Source organism: Parahaliea mediterranea (assembly GCF_017255185.1).
GTDB lineage: Bacteria > Pseudomonadota > Gammaproteobacteria > Pseudomonadales > Halieaceae > JAFKCZ01.
Map to the genome: position 1 here is coordinate 220,628 of NZ_JAFKCZ010000003.1, position 21,509 is coordinate 242,136.

Sequence of the window (21,509 nt, forward strand, 5' to 3'; positions counted from 1 at the left end):
GTGGCCCCCGATGAGTCCCGCGGCTAGCGCTTGTTGACCTGCTGCTCGTCGTACATCTTTTGCGCCTCGCCCTTGGAATACCCACCCAGGGCTTCGCAGGTGCCGGCCTCGACGACCTTGTACTCGCCGATATCGAAGTCGACGGTGGATTGCGCGGCGCAGGAGTGCGTACCCGCCAGGTTGGCACAGTCGTTCTGTCCAGCCTTGGCGATGCCATAGCACTTTTCCTTGTCGCCGGCGAAGGTCGGCTGGGCCACTGACAGGGCGCCCGCCACCACGGCTGCCAGGGCGGCCGCTGTTACTACGCGATTTTTCATGTTGATCTCCTTGGGAGTGAAAGTGTTCTGAGGTCGGGTAACCGACGAGGTGATAGTAAAATGCGTACACGCCGGGATAACTGGTGTCGACGTCAGTACAAAATTACCGTTTGTGAAATAGTCGACGCGCTAGTGGTGGCTCGCCGCGCCCCGACCCTTCACCAAAAACAAAAACGCCGTCGTCCCTTCCGGGGCGACGGCGTCGGCGGTAACGCCAGCGGTACTACAAATTGGCGGGGTCGGCATTCTTGATGCGTTTCCAGTTGCTGTCGCCGTCCTTGATCATCGTATCGGTTTCGCTCAACCAGAGATCCTGGATCTTGCTGTCCAGATTCAGGTACAGGGTGCCGTCAACGATGCGCCAGACTTCCGGATCACCCGCGAACTTCTTGCCCTTGGCAACGCCGTAGGCGCAGTAGCCGTTGTAGGCAGGCACGTATTTCGCGGGGTTTTTGGCGAAGGTCTCCTTGTTCTCCAGCGTGCTGAAAAGGTAGGTGGCGCCGTCGTGGGTCACGACATAGTGGCCGGACCCCCGGACGGGTCGCTTGTTGACGTGGTAGGACACCACGTCATAGCCCCAAACCGCGGGGGTACTCTGTGCAAAGTCGGACGCCAATGCGCTGAAAGAAAACATCAAGCCGGCGAAGGCCGCTAGCAGGGATTTAAGGTTCATGAATGTGCTCCTTTTAGTGTGAAGTAACATAGCGCTGCAAAGTAAAACAGGTATCTCGACTGGCCTTGGTCATTCAAGGAACCAGCGTTGCTTGACCCGGGCGCTAATGTAGCCTTTCCCGTGGAGCGGTTAATTGGTTATAGAGTCAATAAACTATTGCAGGCGCTGAAACGTCCCTGCGGGCCAACGACCGGCGCGCAACAGAGGTGGTCCCAAAAATCTGAACAGCGCTATAAGTGGATTCCCTGGCTGACATAGGACATCGTATTGCCCGATATCAGGTGATCAAAATGGCTAGAAGGCCTCGCCGTAATCACAAACCCCAGTTCGAGGCCGAGGTGGCACAAGGTGGCACTGGAGGCCCTCAAGGGCGAACAGGCCATGGCAGAACTTGCCAAGCGTTTCGACGTTCACCCCAATCAGATCACGCAGTGGAAGACACAGTTGCTGGAACGCTCCGCCGACGTATCCGGTGACGAGGAATCCAAGGAGCCCCCGGTAGACGTGAAGACGCTCCACGCCAAGATCGGTGAGTTGACCTTGGAAAATGACTTTTTAGAAGGCGCGCTCAACAAGGCGGGATTGCTGAGCGAAAGATGCGGCTCATGGGCATTGAAGCCCTGTACCGTAAACCCAAGACCACGAAGCGGCATCGCGGGCACAAGGTCTATCCGTACCTGCACCGAAATCTGGCGGTAACGCGGCCCAATCAGGTGTGGGCGATGGATACTACCTATTTGCCGATGGCTCGCGGGTTTGTCTACTTGGCCGCTGTTGTGGACTGGTTCTCCCAGCGTGTACTGTCCTGGAAGGTCTCGAACGCCATGGATACCCACTTCTGCCTGGAAGCCGTTGAGGGGGCCATGGAGCGGCGTGGCAAGCCGGAGATCATGAACACCACCAGGGCAGCCAGTTCACCAGTATGGCATTCACTGGCCTGCTCAAGGACAACGACATCAAAATCAGCATGAATGACAAGGGCGCCTGGCGGGACAACGTGTTCGTCGAACGACTGTGGCGATCAGTGAAGTACGAGGAGGTCTACCTCCATGCCTATGACACTGTCTCGGCGGCCAAGGCTGGCCTTAATCGTCATTTCCCCGTTTCTACAACAGCCGTCGGCCCCACAGCAGACTTGGCCGACAGACTCCGGATCAGTTCTACTTCGAAGCGTTGCCACTACCCCTGGCAGCTTAAAACCAGGGCAGGAATCCACTTACAGAATCGGGTGTTGCTGTTCAAAGAACTGGGGCCACCTCTGGTTTCCGGCTTGGCGGTTTCCGGCTTGGCGGTTTCGGCCTGCCTCGCGTGAGTGAGGGGCTTTCGCGTGGCCATCTCGGTGTCCACCTGGGTAACTTTCAATAGTTACCCAGAAAGTTACCCAGCTTTTGCGTGGACTTCAAGCGCACTCATGGGACGCTACAAGACAAGCAGGCACAAAAAAGCCCAGTATTTACTGGGCCTTAGAGACGCCCGGGAATTTCCCCGAACGTTAAGATGGTGCACCGTACCGGACGAAAGCCCGAACTGGAAATTAGTCCTCAGCATATAATCAAAAACCAAGAGCCTATCGTCGCCGGCCTGTAAACCTAGCCGTTAAGCTGACGCTTTAGGCTAGGCGACCGCTGCAACCCATCTAACCCAAATAACGTGCGCGTAACCAGCGCTCCAGATAGAACGTTGCTTTCACATCATCACGGTTATAACCGAGTATGGCTTGCTTCAAGGCTTCTTTAGCGGGCGCATCTTGCTCATGTAAGAATTCATGGAACTGCACGACAGACCACTGGGAACCGGATTCATCATCTTCCCATTGGAAGTTCACTAGACCGGGATGCTTACAAATATCTTTGAGACCATAGGCCTGCAACGGTAATACCAGACTCTCCAATACCGGTTTCTGCAAATCGAAGAGCGGGGAATCACCCCCCAATAACCACTCTACGGTGGAGTTATCTTCCATCGCGTAACGCTTGGCATACGACCTGATTGTGCTCTTCTCGTGGCTGGAGTAATGCGCCAGCACAAGCTCGGGATAAAGCGCCCGATAGGCCTCGATTTGCGCCAGGAAGCCAAGCCAGCCGTCCCTGTCCTGATCTTCGCTATCTGTCCAGACATATTCGAAGGATGCATCCCCATAGTCCGGTACGAGAAAACCCCAGAGATAGACATGCTTTTCGCCGGTATTGGTAAGCGGATTATCCTCGATATCAAAATGAACCCACTGGCCGGCTGGCAGCATTACATCAGCGACTTGATAGACCTGCTCGTCAAACCAAGACTTTGCCTGTAATACAGCGCGATGCTTTTTTTCATTTTTGAGATAAGGCACATTGGGAATTGCTTCCGGGTCGGCAGCTGCAAGCTGCGTTATTGTACCTACCCCCGCCGCTTCCAGATGCGGCACAGCCCTGCCATCCACACCATAGAGCAACGATAAATCTTCCTTAGCCATAAAACCGGGCTTGCAGTGATCGTAATAAACGCAAGCTCGGCATTTGCTGTGAGAATAGCGTACGAGCGGCTCATCATCGCTTGCGAGTAACGCACGCATCTCGGTCACAAACTTGGTGGTGAGCGCATCGACTTCTGCGCCAATCTCGTCTTGGCTGCCATCGCCCAAGAAGACAATCCCTGGCAATCCATTGGCAAGCATCTTGCGATAGATACCAAGCTGGACCTGGATATCCTTCTTATCCGCGCTTAAAGAGAGCTTGGCATCAGCGGGCTGATATGCGCCGCTTTCGTGACGGATTAGAAAGTCGGGATAACCGGAGATATTCTCGGCTTCATCGAATAGCTGGGCTTGGTAGATGACCTCTACGCCCTCCTCCATGAGACGCGCGGTATCCTCTACAGAGCTCGCCTCACGCACATCGTATTGACCGCGCAAACCTTCCAGCACATCACGCTCATGGGCAAGACCGAGCTCAATCACCAGTTCCTCGAACGGATCGAGCGGCGCTTGGGTAATCTCCGCTTTATTATCCAGCCAGACCCGTCGGGAACACTCAGTCCAGGCCTTGGCATCACTCGGTCTAATCAGGGCGTAAGGCAAAATCTATCTCCAAAGCATGGCAAAAAAAAAATGGTGGTGGTCTCTACACTCTTGAAAACGGGTACGCATTCTTTATGTAGGTGTTTAGGAAACGCCCCTTAGAGCCCTCTTTCATCATGCTTTCGTACATATTCAGGGGGACATTATAATATTGGTATACCGTCCCATTAAGAAACTCAACCTCTAAGGTCTGTGACGGTTCGTCGTAACCGATAGATGCGATATTCGAAGACGCGACATATTGTCTATCCATAGTGTTCAATCCTTCCCTTCCGTTTCGTCTGTGACATTTTCCCGCTGAATCGCAACTGGGTTTACGACCGCTCTTGGCTTTTGGGCTCGCCAGGAAGCCACAACACGATCATAACCTTCCGGCTTTTTATCCATAGCCCATTGATTAGCAACTTTTGGATCGCTGCTCTTTGGTCTGTGTTCTTCATTTGGCAAAGTTACACGGCAACGCATCGGAAGCTTTGCGGCTTCTCCCATTACAACGACCTCACCTGTTCGGAGAACAGGGAGAACTTCAAGCAAACTCACCAACCCATCTGGCAATGTCCCTTGAACACGCGATCTGTCGGCTGGATTAGACAAACGTAGGGCAAAATACGTACCGCACTGGGATAGTATTGTTTCGTTTACCTCCGAAGGTCTCTGACTAATCACCATCGCCCCAACGCCGTACTTTCTGCCTTCTTTGGCGATCTTCTGAACGGTTACTGAGGCGAGACTGTCCTTGTCTGATGAAAGATAACGGTGCGCCTCTTCCATAACCACCAGAAGTGGACGTTCTATTCCACCTTCTGATTTCTCTCTACTCCAAAAAAGAGACTCATAAACAATCTTCAGAATCGAACCTACAAGAAGCTCAAGGACACCGCTCGGCACACCAGACAAATCCAGAATTGTGATAGGGTTTTGTCCACCTAGCCATCCATGGAGCAGTTCATCCAAGTCCTTTTGTACAACCCCGTTAAGGTCTGGCTCCCAATCCCCCGGATGAAGTAAAAAGTTGTATCGACGGTCAAGTAATCTTGAACGCAATATGTTGAGCTGTCGTCTGATACCGATGGCATTCTGATTAAGAAATGGGCCGTTAGCGCCCATAGCGTGTGGTTTGTATCTGGGCGGATCGAGTGTTTCGGCATTCCCATCAGCAAGCTTTGCCGGCTGATCCCTGTTTTGCCCTTCAAAGGTGGTAACTTCAAAATCAATCAGGTCATACCACAGTTTTTTGAGACTAAATGGGAGGGGTGTATCGACTGTGATTGAGCTTTCCTCGACACCCGGGAAATTCATTGCGGTGTGTGAAGCTATCTTTAGCCCAAATATCTTGTCGGTAAACGCTGTTTCCCTTGCACCTTCTATCGTTCCTCCGGTCAAGAATTCAAGGAGCTCATTAGATTCCAAAGCCCAATACGGTATAAACAAAGGACGCTCACCAGGCCTGGGGTCAACAGAGAATATTTGAGCAATATCCGATAACGCCTCCGAGTACTCACCATGTATATCCAACATCAATATGCGTGCGTTCGGATACGTATTGTTTCCCTCGGATACGCCACAGATCGAACGGAGAACACTCGCAGTCGTAGTAGACTTCCCGGAACCGGTCGAGCCAAGAATTGCAGAATGTCTAGTTACCAATTCATTTAGAGAAACTTTAGCGGGGATGCTCTCTGCACTGGAAAGGGTTCCAAACGTGACCTGACCACCACCATCGGATCCATAAATGCGAGCAAGGCTTCTCTCCGTCGTGATATGCAGGCTATCTCCAATATTCGGATACTGACTAATTCCACGCTCAAAAGTACCGCCAATTGATTCACCCACTAATTGGACTTGCATCCACCTCCCGGTCTCATCCTCGTTGTCGGCGTGTTCTAGAGGCATGGCTTTGGCACCAACTTCAGACACAACGCCGAATAGATCTTGATAACCTTGCGGGATACGTACAAAACTACCAACCTGACCAATTTTATAGGCGCGACCTTCGATAATAGATAAGCCAGAGGCTATCGACTTCGCCAGCCTCACGCTTATAGATGACCCGGATACAGAAGCTACAGTTCCTAAGAATGTCGGGTCACGGCTTAACATCATCAACCTCATCGTCAGATTGCTCTTCTACGTCTATTACCTCAACCTGCCTTGAAGAGAAGTCCGTAGCGTGAGACTGAGCGAAGAACCTTGTAAGTCGGGCGAAATCGCCAAGCACAAATGCGCCAGATCCATCATTTTTGGAAGCGTCCCAAAACGTTTCCCGGATACGTATCCATTCATCACTTGGGGGATCTCCAACTTTCCATCTTCCGGAAATTCCTGAAATTACAGCACCGTCATTGCCATACACACTCATATTTGGTCGACGTGTTGCGATTTTCACAGCGTATGGCTCATCCTCTAACTTTTTAAACTGGAACGCGAGTACTGCGGTGTGCGTATTCGCTGCAAGAGCCTCATCTATAACAGCCGAGATATGTGCATCAAAGAAAGAGAATCCGGTGCACAATAGTAGGCTATCAGGCGTGGTTAAGAACTCTCGCAATCGTTCGAACAGCGCTGAATACGGTTGCCTGGAAATTTGGTCGTATTTTAAGTGATCGGGATAAATTAGATGTGTGGCCTTTCGTTCACCTGTTCGGATTACCGTATTGTTCTCAATCTCCCAACCGAGTGAGCCATGAATCTTCCAAAGCCGAGACCAACGTGCAGGAAGGCTATTTTCAGTTACCGTAGTCGGGTCAAAAAAGGGCTTATGCGATCCAGAGAATCCATCAAAATACGGCAGTTGAGCGCGTTCAAATGCCTCCTCTAATAACAAGTCATAGTTGGGAGTGAAAATTTCTACTGGATGCTCGCGTTGTGTTCCGCCAATCCAGGACACAAGCTCTGTGTAAGGATTTTGTTCCTCTGGCAAAATGGTAGCGACTCGTTCTCCAATTTTTTCACACACCGTTCCTGCAATATCGTGGTAACCCTGACCGTCGATACCATGCACCTGAGCACTTCCAATTGCTTGAGAAAGTCTTCTGATTTGGGTCAGTATGGTTTCAATATTTGGTTCCGAATCAAGCTCTGGCAACAACTTTTCAATAACTGCTTTGTCACCCTCCTCGAGTTGCTCTAGTACAAATTTTGTAAGGGCGGCAACATCAGGAATTAGCGGACTTCCATCATCAGCTAGTTTGCCCTGTTCATCTACTCGTACGGACACTGGCGCACCAGCACCAACAAGAATCCCAATACGTTTCTTTCCCTGAGAAATTATCTGCCTCAAATCGATCATATATCGATCGGGGTTGTGCACAGATTGCTGATTCATCGTTCAGAAATTCCTTTTCGAATTCAAGTGTGAGAACTATTCAACTTTACATCACGCAATTATTGGCATGGTGTCATCCCGCTTTTTCCAAACCCGCTAGCACTTCCCTGAAACTATTCAGACCAGCTTCCAGATTCTCGATAATTTCTTCTGCCAACTCATCTGGCTCGGGTAAGTTCTCCAGGTCTGTGAGACTCTTGTCCTTCAGCCAGAAAACATCGAGGCTGGTCTTATCCCGTGCCATTAACTCTTCATAGGAAAATTTACGCCAGCGCCCTTCTGGATTCTTGTCTTCATCCCAGGTCGCTTTCCGCTTGTTGCGGTTCTCAGGATTGAAACAGGCGATAAACTCGTCCAGGTCCTCATACCGCAAAGGCTTCTTCTTGAGCGTATGATGGACATTGGTGCGGTAATCGTAGTACCAGACTTCTTTCGTCCAGGGATTTGGGCTGGCTTCTTTGTTATCAAAGAAAAGTACATTCGCCTTTACCCCATGGGCATAGAAGATGCCCGTTGGCAAGCGCAGGATGGTATGCAGGTCGGTATTCTCCAGCAGCTTGCGGCGAATGGTTTCCCCTGCCCCGCCTTCGAAGAGGACGTTGTCGGGTACAACGACAGCGGCCTGACCCGTAATCTTCAGCATCGTCCGAATATGCTGGACAAAGTTGAGCTGTTTGTTTGAAGTGGTCGCCCAGAAGTCCTGCCGGTTATAGGTCAGATCCTCTTTGTCCTGCTCTCCTTCCTCATTGGTAAAACTCATGGAGCTCTTCTTACCAAAGGGCGGATTGGCCAAGACATAGTCAAAGCGCTTCCCTTCATCGGCTACCAGCGCATCATTCGGGGATACAGAGCTATCCCCGTCAATCTCGCCGATATTGTGAAGGAACATATTCATCAGACACAGGCGGCGTGTATTGGCAACAATCTCGTTCCCGAAGAAGGTATCGTGCTTGAGGAAGGATTTCTGGTCTTTATCGAGCTGATAGTTTTCGGCGTTGGTTATAAAATCATAGGCTGACAGGAAGAACCCGCCTGTACCGCAGGCTGGATCTGCAATCGTCTTGCCTGGCTCAGGTCTTACACATTCCACCATCGCCCTGATGAGCGCACGCGGCGTAAAGTACTGCCCTGCACCGGACTTGGTGTCTTCCGCATTCTTCTCCAACAGCCCTTCATAGATATCGCCCTTGGTGTCGGCCTCCATGGTCACCCATTCAGTGCCGTCAATCATATCGATCAGACGATAGAGCTTTGCCGGGTCTTGAATCTTGTTCTGCGACTTGGTGAATATTTGACCAAGCATGCCCTTCTTTGTGCCAAGCTCACGCAGAAGCTCAATGTAATGAACTTCAAGCGCAGCCCCTTTCTTTGATTTCAGGCTCTGCCAGTCATACTCGGCGGGGATACCAACATCACGACTATAGGGCGGCTTGGCATATTCATCCGCCATCTTCAAAAAAATCAGATAGGTGAGCTGCTCCAGATAATCGCCATACCCAACCCCGTCATCACGTAGCGTGGTACAAAAACTCCAGACTTTGGAAATAATGGTTGCGGTATTCATGCGGCCTTACCTTTCAAATTCTTTGGCGATTTAATAGTCATGCTAGTGCGAGCGGAGTCCTGTGAGATCTCTCCTTTCTCAAGCGCCTTACGAAGCGCCCCAAAATACATGCTGGGAAATGGAATAGACTCGTCACCGAAGCTCGTTGAGACCTCCACTCTCAAATTTTCGGCCTTATCAAGAGTTTCAGGCGCTACACGAGTACCCGTAAGATCAGCGGGCACGATATATTTGCTATGGGCAGGGATAAATACGCGTTCACAGGGAAACCTCAGAGTTTCCAAGTAAGCACCGTTATCAACAGGAACGTCATATACTAAATCAATACAGAAAACATGCATCTTGGCATCAATCATGTTCTTTATTTCAACACGCAATGTGCCCTGGTTAGCCTCAGACTGCCCATCCTCCAATAGAGTCACGTCGACGAACACCTGAACGTCACCTACTGCAAATTTCTTAGGCTTCCGCAGCACTACCCATAAAGAAACACAAACTGCCGCCAGCGTCCCGATTGCCGCAACTGCGCCAACGATGAGACTCCAGAATTCATACTCACTCATGCGGCCTTTCCTTTCTTCTTTTTACTATTCTTTTCTTTCTCGGTCTGGATACGATCAAGAAGCACGCTGGCAGGCTCGTCATTCGGGTCTTGGGCAACCAGCTTTCCCGAGAAAGCTTTCTTTAGTATTGATTGACGGAGCTTGTTGAGTCTTAAAAGACTAAGGTCGATCTCCATCTGGGTCTTTTTCACTTTTGAAATCTGACGATCAACCTCCTCTACTATTACTCTCTGCTCAGCCAAGCTTGGAAGCGGTACTCGTATATTTTTAATATGTGTTAGGTTCAGGTTTGGCTGGACACCACCAGATGATTGAAGTCTAATATTCTCATAGTTGTACTTAAAATAGCTCCAAAGATAGTCGCGCAGAACGTTTTCTGATTTAATTGTAATGGCAGCACATGCTTGATTTGTGGCGGCTTCAATTTTCAGAACAGCCGACTTCCCTCTGGTTTTTCCTTCACCATACATGGCTACAAGTATTGTTCCTGGCTTATATAGCTTACAGTTTGTTTCCTTCAAAGCAGCATCAGTTATCAACTCAGAGTGTTCCGTTACAAATTCACTATTTAATGCGCCGCTAGTAATCCATGGATGCGTGCCATTCTCATAGTACTTTTTCTGACCGCGCTTTGGTGTTGCCCCAGTGCCAACAACGGCGACATCTTTAACCCTAACAATCCCCCAGCTATCGGGGCTAATTTGAAAGCCCTCACGCCAGTCGGCGGTCAACTTTCCTTCGAAGGCGTGTTTGAGTATGGCTTGACGATAGAGGTTTAGTTGCTCCCGCGCAGTTTTTAGGCTTTCAACTCCCTTATCTATCTCGGAGAATAGTTCTTCAATCTTTTCAACAATCCGTTTTTGTTCGTTAAGGGGTGGTAGCGGAATTTTGCTTTTCCTTAGAAAGGAATAGTGCCTAGAGTATCCACGATTGGGTAGTTTTAAAGCAGTCAATGCATAGTAGATAAATCTGCAATCAAGATTATTGCCTGGTTTAAGAATTTTTACTCCATCCGCGCCGGGCGCAAAATCGAAGTTAATAAGTTTAAAACATCTCGTGTGATCACCAAACACGACCACCTCACCTGAGTTTCTTAATACTTTGCTCTCGTCGTCTGTAAAGCCACCAATCAAGCCTTGGCCTTGGTCGACTATGGGAAAACTCCCCTCTTTCAAATATGACTTCTGAGGGATTTTTATTCCATTCGTTGAAATACTATCAATCAAGGAATCGAAATCAGGTATTTCCCAATACTCAGGAACTTCCGGTGTTGGCGGAACCCAGTTCTCAATTTTGCTCTCAACCTCTTCACTCACGCTGCCAATACCTCATTCAATTCTTCTATCAGCGTGTCCATATCATCACCGAACAGCTTGTACATCTTTCCCATACCACCTTTACTATCAAAGGGTGACGCTTCGAGGTCACTTTTCTCGAAGTGAAATGAGGTCACTACGTGATTTCGGATCATCCGCAACCACTCCATTTGTTCTTCATTGAACTTATTGCCGCCGCCACTGTGCTTTTTCATCACCCAGTCCTGGAAGTTCTTCCGCACTGTTTCGCTGTGGCGGGACACAGTTTTATCTATGCCGCATGCCCGACGTATTAACGCAATAAGGGCGGTTAGTTCACTCACAGGATTTTCGCCCTTATAGTCGTCAAGCTGCGCATAGGCACGCCAGACACGAAGTGGGGCAAGCTTGGGTTTGTCCTCCCGGATTTTCTCCATGACTTCCTTTATCATCTTGTATGTCACGGTCTGGCGCCGGTGCGGGGTTTTATAGAAGATGGTCAAGGCCTCGATTTCATCTCTGTTTTCTTCCAGGAAGGCTTCGAAGTCCTGCACCATAGTTTTAGCATTCTCTATCGCATCACCGTCCCACTCCGCGCGAGTGGTGTTGTCGATAGCGTTGTGGTCAATCGTCTGTTCTTTGTCACGCCGGATCGAGTCCAGCAATTCAATTAGCTCACCGGTGAAGACATTGGCGGCTTGACTGACCAACTCACCTCGCGCTTTATCTAGGTTCTCCGAAGGGATTTCCTGCCCTTCTGAGTATTCCTCTACCTCGCGCGCCTTCTTATCGATATTGTCTGGGTCGATAGCGGCGAGTAGACCGCTCACGATATCGGACAGATCGCGACCGCCAGACTTCTCTTTGATGTGCGCAAGGTCTTTATCATCAAGCTGCTTGTTGAGACGCGATAAGCGGCCAGCGAGCGAACTGACTGTATCTTCGTCTGTTGCGCCCATCATCACGCCCATGGCCAGGTCTTTCAGCGGCACGGAGGGCTTGGTGATTAGCGGCTGGCTTACCGTCTTAAGGGACTTCGTTACGCCAATCGCATCGACAATCACATAGTGCGTCTTGGCACTGGCCGCTGAGGGTGTAACCTTCTTTAAATCATCATATTCGAGCGTACGTGTTCCTCTGCCCTTCATCTGTTCGAAGTAGTTGCGGCTTTTTACATCGCGCATGAATAGCAGACATTCAAGCGGCTTCACATCTGTACCTGTGGCTATCATGTCCACGGTAACGGCTATGCGGGGATAGTAGTCATTGCGGAACTGAGCAAGGACGGATTTTGGGTTCTCTTCAGACTGGTAAGTCACTTTCTTACAGAATTCGTTACCTTCCCCGAACTCTTTGCGCACAGTCTGAATGATGTCATCGGCGTGGCTATCCGTTTTGGCGAATATAAGTGTCTTCGGAACTTCTTTCCGGCCTGGGAATATCTCCGGTAACTTCTCTTTGAATGTGCGTATGACGGTGCGGATCTGGTCGGGCTTGACGATCTCCTTGTCCAATTGCTTGGCGGTGTAATGCTCATCCTCATCCTGCAACTCCCAGCGCCGCTTGCGGGTCAGCTTTTCACGTCGCTCAACCTGCTGATTGGCCTTGACGGTGGAGGCCTTATTGGTGTGTTCGGTTTCAATGACATAGACTTCATTACCGACATTCACGCCGTCGGCCACAGCTTTTTCGTGGTCATACTCGCTGACGATATTCTTTTCGAAGAATCCGTACGTGCGGTTATCCGGTGTCGCTGTCAGACCAATGAGATACGCATCGAAATACTCAAGTACTTGTCGCCAGAGGTTATAGATAGAGCGGTGACACTCATCGATGATGATGAAGTCGAAGAACTCTGGCGGTACTTTCTCGTTATATCCGACCGGTACGGGGTCTTTGGGTTTGGTAAGCTGTTCGGCTAGCGGAGTTTCCTCCGCAGCCTCGTCCAGCTCTTCATCCTTCAGGATGGAGTACATACGCTGGATGGTGCTAATGCAGACCTGCGCATCGCCTGGAACATGGCGTGAGGAAAGTCGCCGTGCGTTATAAAGCTCTGTGAATTTCCGGTTATCGTCATTGGGGACGAACTTCAGAAACTCTTGCTCGGCTTGCTCTCCGAGGTTTTTGGTGTCAACCAGAAACAGAATGCGCTTTGCGTCGGCATGCTTTAACAGACGGTAGGCCGAAGTGATGGCGGTGAAGGTCTTACCCGACCCAGTCGCCATTTGTACCAGCGCGCGCGGACGGTCTTTCTTGAACGACTCTTCCAGGTTCTCGATTGCGGCGATCTGACAATCGCGCAATCCGTCATGGTTAAGCTCCGGCATATCAAGCAACCGACCGCGCAGTGACTTTGCTTTGCCAATCCACTCCCCCAATGTTTCAGGGGAGTGGAAGGAGAATATCTCGCGTGAACGGGGCTTAGGGTCTTTGCCGTTTGTGAAGCGCGTGATAACGCCAGTGCTTTCGTAGACAAAAGGCAACGGCTCGCTGTTATTGACCCATTTCAGCTTCGCTTTGGCATAGTCACCGGACTGCTCTTCAACCGTGGTGATTTTATGCCCCCAATTTTCGGGCTTCGCTTCTATGACTCCGACGGCGGCCTTGTCAACGAACAACACATAATCTGCCGGACCGACATCGGTCTGATATTCACGTACGGCAACGCCAAGTCCTGCATTGAAGTTAATGGCTTTGTTGCTCTGAATATGCCAGCCGGCTTTGGACAACATTTCATCAATGTTGTCGCGTGCCTTTTGTTCCGGGTTCTGATTTGGCGTGGCCATAGTCAATCCATTGCTCCGCAGTTCTTATCTGGCTCGTTCCCAATGCAATCTATTGTTTCTAAGTACTTCCAAAGGACAGGTCAACCAAGGAAGGTCACTTTTTAATCAGCGTCGAGCTGTGCTTGCAGCGCCCGCAGCATATCATCATGTTTCTCTGGGTTGTTCCCTTTAAGCTTCTGAATGTTAAGCAGTTTCCATTTTATGGCTGACATATCCTCTAGCTCGGCAATCGGATAGAGCGACCAGTCCGGTTCTCCAGCCGTTAGGCTTAGCAAGAAGGCACGATCCTCTGCTGTCAGGCATTTATTCACGACGGTAACTAGCTGCTCTCTCGTCACTTCAAAGTCTGCGTATGTGAACGGCGCAAGCGTCATACCCTGGAACTGCTCTTCAAAGAGTTGATGCTGGTCTTGGTAGTTCGGATTAAGCATTTCTTGAGCAGGCCTGTTATGGCCTGCCAGCATGGCAACAAAACCCAGCCTGATTTCATCGGTTATGCCGCCATGCTGAAATAGCTGGTGGATATCGAACAGGTCGCGCGGGTGTTGCCTGTCAAGAGCCGCACAAATCTTCCCGCCATAGAGCTCGCCTTTCGAAACGACATTGATGGCGGCGAACAGTCCAAATTCGTCCTGCACGGCCTGCACCACAGCCATATTTTCCGGTGGCTGCAAGCAGCCCCTTATAGTGGTGTTGACCTCTACCTTTATCTGGGCATGTTCATTCCGGCAGAGGAGCTTGGTTTCCTGCCCATCAGTCTGCGGCATGAGACTGGCCTGTATTGGCAGCCCGCTTCCGACAAGCCGTTTCCGCACCGCTTCTAATCCTGCGGTGATACCGGCCATGGCGGTTGCCCGATCTTCAACCGGCACATAAGTAAGGTCGATATCTACGGAGAGGCGGGGCATTTCATAGTGAAACAGATTGATGGCCGTGCCGCCTTTCAATGCAAAGCACTCCACCTCGGCCACATGGGGTAAGACATGGAGCAGCAGTTCTACCTGTTTTCTATAGCCCTCGGCAATCACAGTGATGCAAGCTCCTCCGGCACACTGATATGGAATTCTTTGATGAATACGCCATCGGGCGTGATGCTGCGATCTCCCTTCCCGAGGTCAACCTGATCCAGGGCGACATGACTCAGCCACTTGTGGCCTGCTTTACTCGCCATATAGAGGAAGAGACGCTTCACCTTCACTGACGCACAGCTTTCCAGCAATGCCTGTACTAAATTCGGACGGAGATTTGCGAGCCCTTCCATGAGCTGATAGCACTCTACCAATGCCATTGTTTTGGGTGTCAGATACAGACACTCCATCATGGCGCGCTCCGGTGCGGACTCCTTAAGCGCGCGCGATGTACTCTCTATATCTTTAAGCCCTTCTCGGCGTGGTAGAAAACCGGTTTTGGTGTGCTCTATCTTCGCGCCCCACTCTTTTTTGGTGAACCAGGCCGGAAGACCGACTCCCAACGGCGAGAATAGCTGAACGCGCTCTTTACCCAGGTAGAGATAGTGGCCATAGCCTCGGCTTACCAGTGCTGTCACACCACCAACGTGGACTTCCAACTCTGCCTGCTGCTGCAATGCTTCCAGAGCATCCTGCCAATCGACACTTTGCCCCGGCCTGGCGTAAGCGCCACGGCCTATCGCCTCCAGCCAGCCACTACGCACATAGTATTGCTGGAGATCGCGGGATATACCCTGCTGCTCCAGCCACGCAGCCAGACACACAGCCCCCGGGCGGAGCTGCGTCATCAATCTCTTTATTTTCTGGGCATTTTGGGTAGCCATACTACATATATGACATCATTTTCAATGAATCGCAAGCAGCGAGCATGACCATGAAATTCCAGGGAATCATTATATTTAATCTAATTGAAGTAGTACAGCTACGTATTGAGCTCTCATTATAATGATGCATCATCCTCATATAGAGTACTGGAGGACCAGACGCTAACTACCGAGAACCAATGCTAAATCGGGGCGCTTCATACAAGCAGCGTTGCCGAAGTGGACAAACACCCCGGTCCCATGCGGCCCCGGATAATCAGGCAAGCCATCCGAGCCGGTGGTTGTACACGAATGACTGGAATTGACCACAAGCCGTTCGACCACAATCCATCGCATTCGCTGTAGGAGCCAGCCCGTTAACAAGCCCGTGGGGGACACTTATTAGACTTCTTTTCTATATATAACCTATATTTATATAAGAAATTCAATATATTAATAAATGTTATAATAATTTCATGCTTAGGCAGGCCTTCCGTAAGCCGTTGATTTAAAAATATTAAATTCGAACCACGTCGAGAGAATCGCGCGCAATAGAACACCTTAACTTATTGATTTATAAGGTAAAAATGAAATCTCTGTTTTGATTCCCTAACAGAAACAGTCTAGGGTCAATTCTCTTGATACATCATCAGGACAATCATGACCCAATCCATTGTGAGATTTCATATTCAATGCCCTTCAAATGGTGAGCATGCTCCCTTGGCAGTGGATATCCATTTTCACAGTTCAAGCGAAGCCTCATTAGCTGAGTTTGACTTAGAGGTGGAGCGCCTGATTTGCGTGATTTTCCGTGACTTTCTTAACAACCACCGTGCGCATAACTCGTCAGAGTCCGGCCCGCTTTACTATCGCGCTCAAGATAAACCGAAATGAAGACTGAATTCTATTCTGATTTACTGGGGGATTAACTGACTGGTTATAGGAGTAAATTCCAATGAAAATTGCTATCTACACTCGCGTATCAACCGGAGTACAAGCGGACAACGAAGTTTCAATGGTGGACCAGAAAAATCGGTTAATGAGATATGCAGAAAATAACGGTCATATCATTGTTCAAATTTTCGAGGACAAGGGGCATTCCGCGTACGTGAGCAAAGGGCGAACTGTCTATGATCAGATGATAAAAATGGCCTTGTCGCCAGATCGACCATTCGAACAAATAGCTGTTAATGACTTCTCGAGATTTTCTCGAAATGCCGCGCTGTTTTTAACTGATTATCAAAAACTAGAAGCAAATGGGGTGGGAATTTACTCACTTTCAGAGCCATTGGCGAACAATGAAATGGCACCAATTATCTTGGCAATGATTGGAGGCATGGACGAAAGTCACAGTTTGAAAACCTCAATAAACGTTAAGCGATGCCGTATCGCCAATGCTGAGTTGGGCTATTACAACGGATCCGTACCACCATATGGCTATGAAATTGAACGTGTCGACGGCCCAGGTAGAGGAAAGAAACGGTCTCGCCTGGTAGTGAATCCTGAGGAAGCTGAGAACGTTAAGATCATATATAGACTTGCTCTTGGGGAGGAGACTGGTATGAAAATGACGCTTACCGAAATTGCTCGTCACTTACACGAAAAAAGTATCCGACGAAGAGGCCGAGATTGGACAAATCAAAGACTTTCAACTCTGTTTTCTGATCCGGTCGTATCGGGTACTTATGTCAGTGGTAGAAAGAGTAAGGACCGTCTTGGTCGTAAAATCGACTGCCCAGAAGATGAATGGATTAGAACGAAAGTTGAAGCGATAGTCACGGAAGAGGAGTTCAATCAAGTGCGCTCCCTATTGGATGCAAGACACCCCAAGCGTATGACCAAAGCGCAGTCGCCCCAAAGGAGAACATCTCTACTGTCTTCCTTGCTCAAGTGCGGAAAGTGCGGCCGAAACATGAATACATCGAGCGGGAAGAGCCCTCATTCCGGGAAGACTTACGATTATTACACCTGCTACAGAAAAAAGTCCGTCGGGGGAAGTGCATGTAATGGCAGAACTGTCAGCAGACCCATTATTGAATCTGCCGTATTCGACGCTGTAGTCAAAGAAATTTTTGTGCCAGATAGACTTCACTCAGTCCTCAGGGAAGCCCGCTCAAAGTTAAAAGGTGAGCAGCATACCGATCGTACGCGACTTCTTCGACTGAATAAAAGGAAGGCAGAACTAGAGCTAGGGATCGCTAAACTATATGACAGAATTCCGGAGGATGAGAAAGACCGCTTCTATTTTTCGGCATTGCGAGAAAAGAAACGTCAATTCCACGCTGTAGAAAACGAGATCGCTCTGACCAAGTCAAAACTCAGTGTCCCAATAAGGCGCGTTGGAAAAGTGCAGATTGCGGATTTTTGCGAATACATTAAACGAAACGCAGTCTCTCTGGATGTAAAAGCAAAGAAGCTTTTATTGGGAAAGTTGGTATCCAAGATCGTGGTAAATGATGCCCAATTGGAACTGTCGGGCAACGATTTGGCCGCAGCGCTGGCCTCTACCCAAAATATACCTTCTGAAGAGACCGAGACTGCGGTTCGGGCATTCGTATCAAGTTGGTGCCGAAGGCGGGACTTGAACCCGCACGAGCATAGCTCACTACCCCCTCAAGATAGCGTGTCTACCAATTCCACCACTTCGGCATAAACGGGTGATTACAGCTCCGGGACGTCGCCCTCGTCGCTGGCGTCGCCGGACTCCACGGGCCCGACTTCCGGTACGTCATTGTCCACCTGCGGCAGTTCCGACTCCTCTACCGCCGGAACCCGGGTCTCCGCCGCGGCGGGGATCTGCAGGTCCAGTTCCTCGACCACACGGGTCTTGTCGGTGGCGATCAGGGCCAGGCCGAAGCTGGTGGCGAAGAACAGCACCACGAGCCACGCGGTGGAGCGGGTCAGCACGTTGGCGCTGCCGGCGCTGCCGAGCAGGGTCTGGGACGCGCCCGCACCGAACGAGGCCCCCATGTCGGCGCCCTTGCCCTGCTGCAGCATGATCAGGCCGATAATGGCCAGCGCTACCAGCAGGTGAACTATCAGAATAATCTGTTCCATAAATTCTTACTATGCCCCTTCCCGGGCCGTTTCGTTGTGGCGGCCTCAGGCGGCCGCCGCGATAATCTGCGCAAATTCGCCGCTGTCGAGGGAAGCTCCCCCCACCAGCGCGCCGTCAATGTCCGGCTGCGCAAACAGCGCCGCCGCATTGGCGGCCTTCACGCTGCCGCCGTAGAGCAGCGAGGTCTGCTCAGGGTCGAGCCCGGCGAATTCCGCCAGCTGCCCCCGGATATAGCGGTGCATCTCCTGGGCCTCCTCCGGCGTGGCCGTAAGGCCCGTGCCGATCGCCCACACGGGTTCGTAGGCAATGACCAGTCCCGCAAGGCTCGCCTGGTCGGCCAGGGCGCCGCGCAATTGGCGGGCCACCACAGTGAAGGCCTCGCCCTGCTCACGCTGTTCCCGCGTCTCGCCGATACACAGCACCGGCTGGAGTCCCGCTTCCTGCGCCGCGGCCAGCTTGGCGGCCACCAGGTCGTCGGACTCCGCGTGGTACTGGCGGCGCTCGGAGTGCCCCAGCAATACCCACTGGCAACCGAGGTCGACCAGCATATCCGCTGCCACCTCGCCCGTATAGGCCCCGGCGTGCATATGGCTGCAATCCTGGGCGCCGACACCGATGCCGCTGTCGGCACAGCCGGCAATCACCCGCGGGATGTGCACATAGCTCGGGCACACCACCACATTTTGCCGGCTGGCGCTCTCCAGGGCGACCAGGCCGTCGATCAGCTGGTCGACGCTGGCCCGTGAGCCGTGCATCTTCCAGTTTGCCATGACAAGAGGACGACGCATTGGCTACCCCGGGGTGAAAACGGCGGCAATCCTACCCGAGATACGGGGTTGATACAAGCCGAACATGGCCTAAGGCCTTCAGTTCAGCGCCGCTTGTACGCGCTGCGCCAGATCGGCGCACAGGCCGGCGACTTCCTCGCCGTCCTGCCCCTCCACCATCACCCGCACCAGGGGCTCGGTGCCGGAGGGCCGCAGCAGCACCCGGCCGCGATTCCCGAGGGTCTGCTCCACGGACTGCACGGCCTCGGTCACCGCCGGGTAGGCCGCCAGGTCCACCTTGCCGGCGACCGGCACGTTAATCATGGTCTGGGGGCACTTGGCCATGCCGCCCAGGGCGGAGGACAGATCGCCGCCGGCCTCCCTCAACGCCACCAGAACCTGCAGCGAGGCCACGATGCCGTCGCCCGTGGTGGTGTGGTCGGCGCAGATGATATGCCCCGAGGACTCGCCCCCCAGATTCCAGCCGCGCTGTTCCATCAGCTCCTTGACGTAGCGGTCCCCTACCTTGGCCCGGGCCAGCTCCAGGCCGGCCTCGCGCAGCGCCAGCTCCAGGCCGAGATTGGTCATTAGCGTGCCAACCACGCCGGCCTCCGCGCGGCCCTTGGCCAGGCGGTGAAGGGCGATGATGTACAGCAGTTCGTCGCCGTCCACCAACTCACCGTCGCGGTCGACGAACAAGACCCGGTCGCCGTCGCCATCGTAGGCGATGCCGAGGTCGGCGCCCTGCTCCACCACCAGCCGCGACAAAGCCGCGGTGTCGGTTGAGCCGACCCCCTCGTTGATATTGAAACCGTCCGGCTGCACCCCCAGAGTGACCACCTCGGCGCCGAGCTCCGACAGCACGCTGGGGGCAATGTGGTAGGTGGCGCCGTGGGCACAGTCCACGGCGATTTTCAGGCCGCGCAGGCTGAAGCTCTCGGGCACGGTGGACTTGCAGTACTCGATGTAGCGGCCGGCGGCATCGACCACCCGCAAGACCTTGCCGATCTCGCGGGAGGGCACCACCACCAACTCTTCCTCCAGCTCCGCCTCGATGGCCAGTTCGATATCGTCGGGCAACTTGGCGCCATCGGCGGAAAAGAACTTGATACCGTTGTCGTAAAAAGGGTTGTGGGAGGCGCTAATCACAATGCCCGCCACTGCGTTCTGGGTGCGGGTCATCAGTGCCACGGCTGGCGTGGGCATGGGCCCGAGGAGCTTGACGTCCACCCCCGCGGCCACCAGGCCGGCCTCCAGGGCCGACTCGAACATGTAGCCGGAGACCCGGGTATCCTTGCCGATGATCACGGTCTTGTGCCCGCTGTTGCCGTTGTAGCGGGCGAATACCCGGCCGCAGGCCCAGCCCAGCTTGAGCATGAAGTCTGGGGTGATGGGGCTGCTGCCCACCTCCCCGCGAATACCGTCGGTGCCGAAATAGCGCTTGCTCACTCGTTATTCTCCTGTTTATACGCTCTCCGTGAGGGCGACGCACATGGCCAGCGCGTCCGCCGTCTCGCGCACATCGTGCGTCCGTATTATCCACGCGCCGCGCTCCACCGCCAGCACCGCCAGGGCCAGGCCCGCCGGCAGGCGCTCGTGCACCTCGCGGCCGATCAGCTTGCCGATCAGCGACTTGCGTGACAGGCCCACCAACAGGGGCGCGCCCAGCTCCGCCAACCGCGGCAGGCCGCGCAACAACTGGAGGTTGTGCGCCACCGACTTGCCAAAGCCAAAGCCCGGATCCAGCAGGATCCGATCGCGGGCGATGCCCGCCGCTTCGCAGGCCGCCATGCGCGCGGCCAGGTAGTCGCGCACCTCGGCAAGTACATCCACGTAGCGGGGCGCGTCCTGCATCGAGCCCGGCTGCCCCTGCATGTGCATCAGGCACACCGGCAGACCGGTGGCCGCGGCGGCCGCCAGGGCACCCTCCCGGGAGAGTGCGCGCACGTCGTTAATCAGGCCCGCGCCGGCGGCGGCGGAAGCCGCCATCACCGCGGGGGTGCTGGTATCCACCGAGATCACCACGTCCAACTCGCCGGCGATGCGCTCCACCAGCGGCACCACCCGCTCCAGTTCCTCGGCCTCGCCGACCGGCGCCGCGCCGGGGCGGGTGGACTCGCCGCCGATATCCAGCACTGTGGCGCCCTGCTCGCACATGCACCGCGCACGCGCCATGGCGCTGTCGAGATCGAGGCTCGCCCCCCGGAACAGGGTGCCGCCATCGGAAAAGGAATCGGGAGTGGCATTGATGATGCCCATCACCTGGGGACGGGATACATCGAGGGAACGCCCGGCGCAGTTAAGCGCCGGGCGTGACTGGCTTGCCAGGGAA

17 protein-coding genes, 1 tRNA gene and 2 pseudogenes are annotated in these 21,509 nt (G+C 52.7%); 3 read left to right on the plus strand and 17 right to left on the minus strand.

Annotation, left to right across the window (positions count from 1 at the left end):
• Nucleotides 1-23: 23 nt before the first annotated feature.
• Both JYP50_RS04640 and JYP50_RS04645 read right to left on the minus strand, forming a co-directional pair.
• Complete coding sequence (locus tag JYP50_RS04640; protein ID WP_241262823.1) at nucleotides 24-317, minus strand: BufA1 family periplasmic bufferin-type metallophore; 294 nt, start codon at nucleotides 315-317, stop codon at nucleotides 24-26.
• A 223-nt stretch (nucleotides 318-540) separates the two neighbouring features.
• Nucleotides 541-990 (minus strand): YHS domain-containing (seleno)protein, encoded by a 450-nt coding sequence (locus JYP50_RS04645; protein WP_206559306.1) that lies wholly within the window; start codon nucleotides 988-990, stop codon nucleotides 541-543.
• Nucleotides 991-1,280: 290 nt separating this feature from the next.
• Between JYP50_RS04645 and JYP50_RS04650 the strand changes: the two are divergent.
• Nucleotides 1,281-2,187: pseudogene (locus tag JYP50_RS04650) on the plus strand (IS3 family transposase).
• A 439-nt stretch (nucleotides 2,188-2,626) separates the two neighbouring features.
• On the opposite strand, the gene JYP50_RS04655 reads toward JYP50_RS04650, so the two are convergent.
• From JYP50_RS04655 to JYP50_RS04700, 10 genes are all read right to left on the minus strand, one after another.
• Entirely contained in the window at nucleotides 2,627-4,048 is a 1,422-nt protein-coding gene (locus JYP50_RS04655) for a TM0106 family RecB-like putative nuclease (protein WP_206559307.1), read from the minus strand.
• A 43-nt stretch (nucleotides 4,049-4,091) separates the two neighbouring features.
• Nucleotides 4,092-4,301, minus strand: a complete 210-nt coding sequence (locus tag JYP50_RS04660; RefSeq protein WP_206559308.1) for a KTSC domain-containing protein — start codon at nucleotides 4,299-4,301, stop codon at nucleotides 4,092-4,094.
• A gap of 5 nt (nucleotides 4,302-4,306) precedes the next feature.
• On the minus strand, nucleotides 4,307-6,085 hold the full coding sequence (locus tag JYP50_RS04665) for a helicase HerA domain-containing protein (protein WP_206559309.1): 1,779 nt from the start codon (nucleotides 6,083-6,085) through the stop codon (nucleotides 4,307-4,309).
• A 49-nt stretch (nucleotides 6,086-6,134) separates the two neighbouring features.
• On the minus strand, nucleotides 6,135-7,373 hold the full coding sequence (locus JYP50_RS04670) for an SIR2 family protein (RefSeq protein WP_206559310.1): 1,239 nt from the start codon (nucleotides 7,371-7,373) through the stop codon (nucleotides 6,135-6,137).
• Between the two features lie 73 nt (nucleotides 7,374-7,446).
• On the minus strand, nucleotides 7,447-8,937 hold the full coding sequence (locus JYP50_RS04675; RefSeq protein ID WP_206559311.1) for an HsdM family class I SAM-dependent methyltransferase: 1,491 nt from the start codon (nucleotides 8,935-8,937) through the stop codon (nucleotides 7,447-7,449).
• Entirely contained in the window at nucleotides 8,934-9,500 is a 567-nt protein-coding gene (locus tag JYP50_RS04680; protein ID WP_206559312.1) for a hypothetical protein, read from the minus strand. Before JYP50_RS04680 ends, JYP50_RS04675 begins: the two co-directional genes overlap by 4 nt.
• The gene (locus tag JYP50_RS04685) at nucleotides 9,497-10,816 is read right to left on the minus strand and encodes a restriction endonuclease subunit S (protein WP_206559313.1); all 1,320 of its coding nucleotides are present in this window, start codon (nucleotides 10,814-10,816) and stop codon (nucleotides 9,497-9,499) included. The genes JYP50_RS04680 and JYP50_RS04685 overlap by 4 nt, the downstream gene beginning before the upstream one ends.
• Nucleotides 10,813-13,581 (minus strand): DEAD/DEAH box helicase family protein, encoded by a 2,769-nt coding sequence (locus JYP50_RS04690; RefSeq protein WP_206559314.1) that lies wholly within the window; start codon nucleotides 13,579-13,581, stop codon nucleotides 10,813-10,815. The genes JYP50_RS04685 and JYP50_RS04690 overlap by 4 nt, the downstream gene beginning before the upstream one ends.
• Nucleotides 13,582-13,682: 101 nt before the next feature.
• Nucleotides 13,683-14,609 (minus strand): nucleotidyl transferase AbiEii/AbiGii toxin family protein, encoded by a 927-nt coding sequence (locus tag JYP50_RS04695; protein ID WP_206559315.1) that lies wholly within the window; start codon nucleotides 14,607-14,609, stop codon nucleotides 13,683-13,685.
• Entirely contained in the window at nucleotides 14,606-15,373 is a 768-nt protein-coding gene (locus tag JYP50_RS04700; protein ID WP_206559316.1) for a type IV toxin-antitoxin system AbiEi family antitoxin, read from the minus strand. Before JYP50_RS04700 ends, JYP50_RS04695 begins: the two co-directional genes overlap by 4 nt.
• Nucleotides 15,374-16,012: 639 nt before the next feature.
• Between JYP50_RS04700 and JYP50_RS04705 the strand changes: the two genes are divergently transcribed.
• Together JYP50_RS04705 and JYP50_RS22235 are read left to right on the plus strand one after the other, a co-directional pair.
• Nucleotides 16,013-16,246, plus strand: coding sequence for a hypothetical protein (locus JYP50_RS04705; protein WP_206559317.1), 234 nt, complete (start codon nucleotides 16,013-16,015; stop codon nucleotides 16,244-16,246).
• Between the two features lie 61 nt (nucleotides 16,247-16,307).
• Nucleotides 16,308-17,399 (plus strand): annotated as a pseudogene (locus JYP50_RS22235) (recombinase family protein); the annotation flags it as partial.
• A 516-nt stretch (nucleotides 17,400-17,915) separates the two neighbouring features.
• Here JYP50_RS22235 and JYP50_RS04720 read toward each other — a convergent pair.
• From JYP50_RS04720 to folP, 5 genes are all read right to left on the minus strand, one after another.
• Nucleotides 17,916-18,001: transfer RNA gene (locus JYP50_RS04720), tRNA-Leu, on the minus strand.
• A 12-nt stretch (nucleotides 18,002-18,013) separates the two neighbouring features.
• The gene (gene secG, locus JYP50_RS04725; RefSeq protein ID WP_206559318.1) at nucleotides 18,014-18,409 is read right to left on the minus strand and encodes a preprotein translocase subunit SecG; all 396 of its coding nucleotides are present in this window, start codon (nucleotides 18,407-18,409) and stop codon (nucleotides 18,014-18,016) included.
• Between the two features lie 45 nt (nucleotides 18,410-18,454).
• Nucleotides 18,455-19,198, minus strand: a complete 744-nt coding sequence (gene tpiA, locus JYP50_RS04730; protein WP_206559319.1) for a triose-phosphate isomerase — start codon at nucleotides 19,196-19,198, stop codon at nucleotides 18,455-18,457.
• A 78-nt stretch (nucleotides 19,199-19,276) separates the two neighbouring features.
• Nucleotides 19,277-20,626, minus strand: coding sequence for a phosphoglucosamine mutase (glmM, locus tag JYP50_RS04735; protein ID WP_206559320.1), 1,350 nt, complete (start codon nucleotides 20,624-20,626; stop codon nucleotides 19,277-19,279).
• Nucleotides 20,627-20,641: 15 nt separating this feature from the next.
• Nucleotides 20,642-21,436 carry a dihydropteroate synthase gene (folP, locus tag JYP50_RS04740; RefSeq protein WP_206559368.1) on the minus strand — a complete coding sequence of 265 codons (795 nt, stop codon included), beginning with the start codon at nucleotides 21,434-21,436 and terminating at the stop codon, nucleotides 20,642-20,644.
• Nucleotides 21,437-21,509 lie beyond the last annotated feature (73 nt).

Excerpts from the sequence above, each read along its gene's own strand:
- JYP50_RS04640 (WP_241262823.1), bottom strand. The coding sequence starts at position 317 with ATGAAAAATCGCGTAGTAACAGCGGCCGCCCTGGCAGCCGTGGTGGCG.
- JYP50_RS04645 (WP_206559306.1), bottom strand. The coding sequence starts at position 990 with ATGAACCTTAAATCCCTGCTAGCGGCCTTCGCCGGCTTGATGTTTTCT.
- JYP50_RS04660 (WP_206559308.1), bottom strand. The coding sequence starts at position 4,301 with ATGGATAGACAATATGTCGCGTCTTCGAATATCGCATCTATCGGTTAC.
- JYP50_RS04670 (WP_206559310.1), bottom strand. The coding sequence starts at position 7,373 with ATGAATCAGCAATCTGTGCACAACCCCGATCGATATATGATCGATTTG.
- JYP50_RS04675 (WP_206559311.1), bottom strand. The coding sequence starts at position 8,937 with ATGAATACCGCAACCATTATTTCCAAAGTCTGGAGTTTTTGTACCACG.
- JYP50_RS04680 (WP_206559312.1), bottom strand. The coding sequence starts at position 9,500 with ATGAGTGAGTATGAATTCTGGAGTCTCATCGTTGGCGCAGTTGCGGCA.
- JYP50_RS04690 (WP_206559314.1), bottom strand. The coding sequence starts at position 13,581 with ATGGCCACGCCAAATCAGAACCCGGAACAAAAGGCACGCGACAACATT.
- JYP50_RS04700 (WP_206559316.1), bottom strand. The coding sequence starts at position 15,373 with ATGGCTACCCAAAATGCCCAGAAAATAAAGAGATTGATGACGCAGCTC.
- JYP50_RS04705 (WP_206559317.1), top strand. The coding sequence starts at position 16,013 with ATGACCCAATCCATTGTGAGATTTCATATTCAATGCCCTTCAAATGGT.
- secG (WP_206559318.1), bottom strand. The coding sequence starts at position 18,409 with ATGGAACAGATTATTCTGATAGTTCACCTGCTGGTAGCGCTGGCCATT.
- tpiA (WP_206559319.1), bottom strand. The coding sequence starts at position 19,198 with ATGCGTCGTCCTCTTGTCATGGCAAACTGGAAGATGCACGGCTCACGG.
- folP (WP_206559368.1), bottom strand. The coding sequence starts at position 21,436 with ATGGGCATCATCAATGCCACTCCCGATTCCTTTTCCGATGGCGGCACC.